Source organism: Streptomyces sp. NPDC001153 (assembly GCF_053598315.1).
Map to the genome: position 1 here is coordinate 1 of NZ_JBSFJZ010000118.1, position 4,109 is coordinate 4,109.

Annotated in this window: 5 protein-coding genes; all 5 read left to right on the forward strand. The window is 71.4% G+C overall.

Annotation, left to right across the window (positions count from 1 at the left end; translation table 11 throughout):
* Positions 1-637 (forward strand): 3-dehydroquinate synthase family protein (locus ACWDEN_RS47905; protein ID WP_450864433.1); only part of this gene is annotated, 637 nt, incomplete at its 5' end.
* 176 nt (positions 638-813) lie between these two features.
* Complete coding sequence (locus tag ACWDEN_RS47910; RefSeq protein ID WP_351616038.1) at positions 814-1,728, forward strand: Pro-rich N-terminal domain-containing protein; 915 nt, start codon at positions 814-816, stop codon at positions 1,726-1,728.
* A 140-nt stretch (positions 1,729-1,868) separates the two neighbouring features.
* Entirely contained in the window at positions 1,869-2,999 is a 1,131-nt protein-coding gene (locus tag ACWDEN_RS47915) for an aminopeptidase P family protein (protein ID WP_351616036.1), read from the forward strand.
* Positions 3,000-3,043: 44 nt separating this feature from the next.
* Positions 3,044-3,610 (forward strand): elongation factor P, encoded by a 567-nt coding sequence (efp, locus tag ACWDEN_RS47920; protein ID WP_208901946.1) that lies wholly within the window; start codon positions 3,044-3,046, stop codon positions 3,608-3,610.
* 2 nt (positions 3,611-3,612) lie between these two features.
* Positions 3,613-4,047 carry a transcription antitermination factor NusB gene (gene nusB, locus ACWDEN_RS47925; protein WP_351616033.1) on the forward strand — a complete coding sequence of 145 codons (435 nt, stop codon included), beginning with the start codon at positions 3,613-3,615 and terminating at the stop codon, positions 4,045-4,047.
* Positions 4,048-4,109: the final 62 nt, after the last annotated feature.

Sequence of the window (4,109 nt, forward strand, 5' to 3'; positions counted from 1 at the left end):
CGAGGGCAAGAACCTCGTCGGTGCCTTCCATCCGCCGGCCGGTGTCCTGTGCGACCTGGCCGCGCTGGACTCCCTGCCGGTCCACGACTACGTCTCCGGGCTCGCCGAGGTGATCAAGGCCGGCTTCATCGCCGACCCGGTGATCCTGGACCTGATCGAGTCGGACCCGCAGGGCGCGCGGACTCCGGCGGGCCCGCACACGGCCGAGCTGATCGAGCGCTCGATCCGGGTGAAGGCGGAGGTGGTCTCGTCGGACCTGAAGGAGTCGGGTCTGCGGGAGATCCTCAACTACGGTCACACGCTGGGCCACGCGATCGAGAAGAACGAGCGCTACACGTGGCGGCACGGTGCGGCGGTCGCGGTCGGGATGCATTTCGCCGCCGAACTGGGCCGCCTGGCGGGCCGGTTGGACGACGCGACCGCGGACCGTCACCGTACGGTCCTGGAAGCGGTCGGGCTGCCGCTGCACTACCGCTACGACCAGTGGCCCAAGCTGCTGCAGACGATGAAGATCGACAAGAAGTCCCGCGGCGACCTGCTCCGCTTCATCGTCCTCGACGGCCTGGCCAAGCCGACCGTCCTGGAGGGCCCGGACCCGGCCGTCCTGCTCGCCGCCTACGGCGAAGTGGGCCAGTAAGTCCTGCGCTGTTCCGTCCGCCCGATTCCCTGCCTCGACTTCCTTTGCGGAACGGGCACTTCGGGCCGCCCCCGGCCGTTTCACCAAACGACGGCGGGGGACGGTACCGTTCGGTAGGCAGCGGGGTCAGCCCCGCTGCCAGCACGAACTGCTTGTACGAGACGGAGTGGCAACGGATGCAGCACGCAGTGGGGTCTCCGCTGCCGCCGCCCCACCAGCCGGGGCAGGTGCCGCACGCCGGCTGGGCGTCGGCCGCACACCACCCGGGCCCGCACCCGGGAGCCTCCCAGGGGCCCGCCCCCGTGCCCCCTCCGCCGGGCTTCCCGGCCCCCACCGGCACCGTCCCGCCGACGCCCCCGCAACCGCCCGCGCCTCAGCCCCCACCCCCGCAGCCCGCCGCTCCCCAGCCCCCTGCGCCCCAGCCCGCTGTGCTGCCGGCCCCTGATACCACCGGTCACGTCCCGCTGCCACCCGGCGGGCCCGTCGGGGTGCCTATGGCGCCCCCGGCTCCCGCCGCGGCGCCCGACCCGGCGTCGACCACGCTGGCCGTGCTGCTGATCGGCCCGGCCGGCGCGGGCAAGACGAGCGTGGCCAAGTACTGGGCGGACCACCGCCGCGTGCCCACCGCGCACATCAGCCTGGACGACGTCCGTGAATGGGTCCGCTCCGGCTTCGCCGACCCCCAGTCCGGCTGGAACGACAACTCCGAGGCCCAGTACCGCCTGGCCCGCCGCACCTGCGGTTTCGCCGCCCGCAACTTCCTCGCCAACGGCATCTCCTGCATCCTGGACGACGCGGTCTTCCCGGACCGCCCGGTCGTCGGTCTCGGCGGCTGGAAGCGCCACGTCGGCCCCGGCCTGCTGCCCGTCGTCCTCCTGCCCGGCCTGGACATCGTCCTGGAACGCAACGCCGAACGCACCGGCAACCGCCGCCTCACCGACGAGGAGGTGGCCCGCATCCACGGCCGCATGGCGGGCTGGTACGGCTCGGGACTCCCGATCATCGACAACTCCCAGCTGGACATCCCCGGGACGGCCCGCGTTCTGGACGAGGTCCTGGCGAGAGCGATAGCGAGCCCACCGAGCTGGTGAGCCGGGGAACTGCAGTGCCGTATGAGGCGCGGGAACCCGCGACGCACCCGCACCCGGCGATCCACGGCAGCCACCCCACGCAAACCCCACTCGGCCCCTAAAAACCGGCATAAACCGGTCAATACTCCTACGCTCATCTCATGTCAGAGGTGTACGCGACCCGCAGATCCCGGCTGAGAGACCACTTCACCGCGGCCGGCACCGCGGCAGCGCTCGTCACCCGTCCAGCCAACGTGCGCTACCTCGCCGCCGCAGCCCCGCAGGGCTCCGCGCTGCTGCTCGGCAGACGCGAGGACCTCCTCGTATGCATCGGCCAGCCCGACGACCGCCCCTCCGAGGGCCGCCTGGACGAGAACCTGCGCCTGCACGTCCTCGCGCCGAACGGCGTCGGCCGGGCCGTCGGTGCCGGCGGCGACGCCGCGGTCGCGGCGGCCGAACTGGCCGTGGCCCAGTCCGCCGACTCCCTGGCCGTCGAGGAACACCACCTCACCGTCGCCCGGCACAGGGCGATCGCCTCCGGGGCCCCCGCACTCCGCCTCGGCGACCTCGGCGGAGCCGTGGAGCAGCTCAGGGTGGTCAAGGACGAGGAGGAGATCTCCTGCCTGCGCATCGGCGCCGAGATCGCCGACCAGGCCCTCGGAGAGCTGCTCGAGTCCATCCTGGTCGGCCGTACCGAACGGCACCTCGCCCTGGAGCTGGAGCGCCGGCTCGTCGACCACGGCGCCGACGGGCCGGCTTTTCCCACCTCGGTCGCCACCGGGCCGAACTCCGGCCGCCGCGGGCACCGCCCCACCGACCGGCGGGTGGAGGAGGGCGACTTCCTCACCGTGTGCCTGGGCGCGACCTACCGCGGCTACCGCTGCGAGATCGGCCGTACCTTCGTGATCGGCACCTCGCCCGCCGACTGGCAGGTCGAGCTGTACGACCTGGTCTTCGCCGCCCAGCGCGCCGGACGGGAGTCCCTGGCGCCCGGTGCCGGCTACGGCGATGTGGACCGCGCGGCCCGCCAGGTACTGGACTCGGCCGGCTATGCGGAAGCCCTGCCACCGCTGACCGGACACGGTGTCGGACTCGAAATCGACGAGGACCCGCAGTTGGCGCCCGCGGCCATGGGTAAACTGGACGCTTGCGTGCCGGTCACCGTCGAACCGGGGGTCCACCTCCCGGGCCGGGGCGGTGTCCGGATCGATGACACGCTCGTCGTGCGCCCCGAGGCGGACGGCGGACCCGAGCTACTCACCATCACGACCAAGGAGCTGCTCGCGCTGTAGCGCGTGACCCGGGGTCGTACGTCAGTCCAGGAGATTCCGCAACCGTGGCTTCCACGAACGACCTCAAGAACGGCATGGTGCTCAAGCTCGAAGGCGGCCAGCTCTGGTCCGTCGTCGAGTTCCAGCACGTCAAGCCCGGCAAGGGCCCGGCCTTCGTGCGCACCAAGCTGAAGAACGTGCTGTCCGGCAAGGTGGTCGACAAGACCTTCAACGCCGGCGTCAAGGTCGAGACCGCCACTGTCGACAAGCGCGACATGCAGTTCTCGTACATGGACGGCGAGTACTTCGTCTTCATGGACATGGAGACCTACGACCAGCTGCACATCGACCGGAAGGCCGTCGGCGACGCCGCGAACTTCCTGATCGAGGGCTTCACCGCCACCGTCGCGCAGCACGAGGGCGAGGTTCTCTTCGTCGAGCTGCCCGCCGCGGTCGAGCTGACCATCGCCGAGACCGAGCCGGGCGTCCAGGGCGACCGCTCCACCGGTGGCACCAAGCCCGCCACCCTGGAGACCGGCCACCAGATCCAGGTCCCGCTCTTCATCACCACCGGTGAGAAGATCAAGGTCGACACCCGCACCAGCGACTACCTCGGCCGGGTGAACAGCTAACCGTGGCTGCCCGCAACACGGCCCGCAAGCGCGCCTTCCAGATCCTCTTCGAGGGCGACCAGCGCGGCGCCGACGTCCTGACGGTCCTCGCGGACTGGATCCGGCTGTCCCGGTCCGACACCCGGCAGCCGCCGGTCAGCGAGTACACGATGCAGCTGGTCGAGGGTTACGCCGGGCACGCGCGGCGGATCGACGAGCTGATCGCCCAGTACGCGGTCGGCTGGACGCTCGACCGGATGCCGGTCGTGGACCGCAACATCCTGCGGCTGGGCGCGTACGAGCTGATCTGGGTCGACGAGACCCCGGACGCCGTCGTCCTGGACGAGATGGTGCAGCTGGCGAAGGAGTTCTCCACCGACGAGTCGCCGTCGTTCGTGAACGGCCTGCTGGGCCGCCTGAAGGAACTCAAGCCGTCCCTGCGCCGGGACCAGGCGTAACCGCCCGATACGCCATCGCCGGAGGGCCCGCAGCACGCTCGTGCTGCGCGACGGTGGCGGTG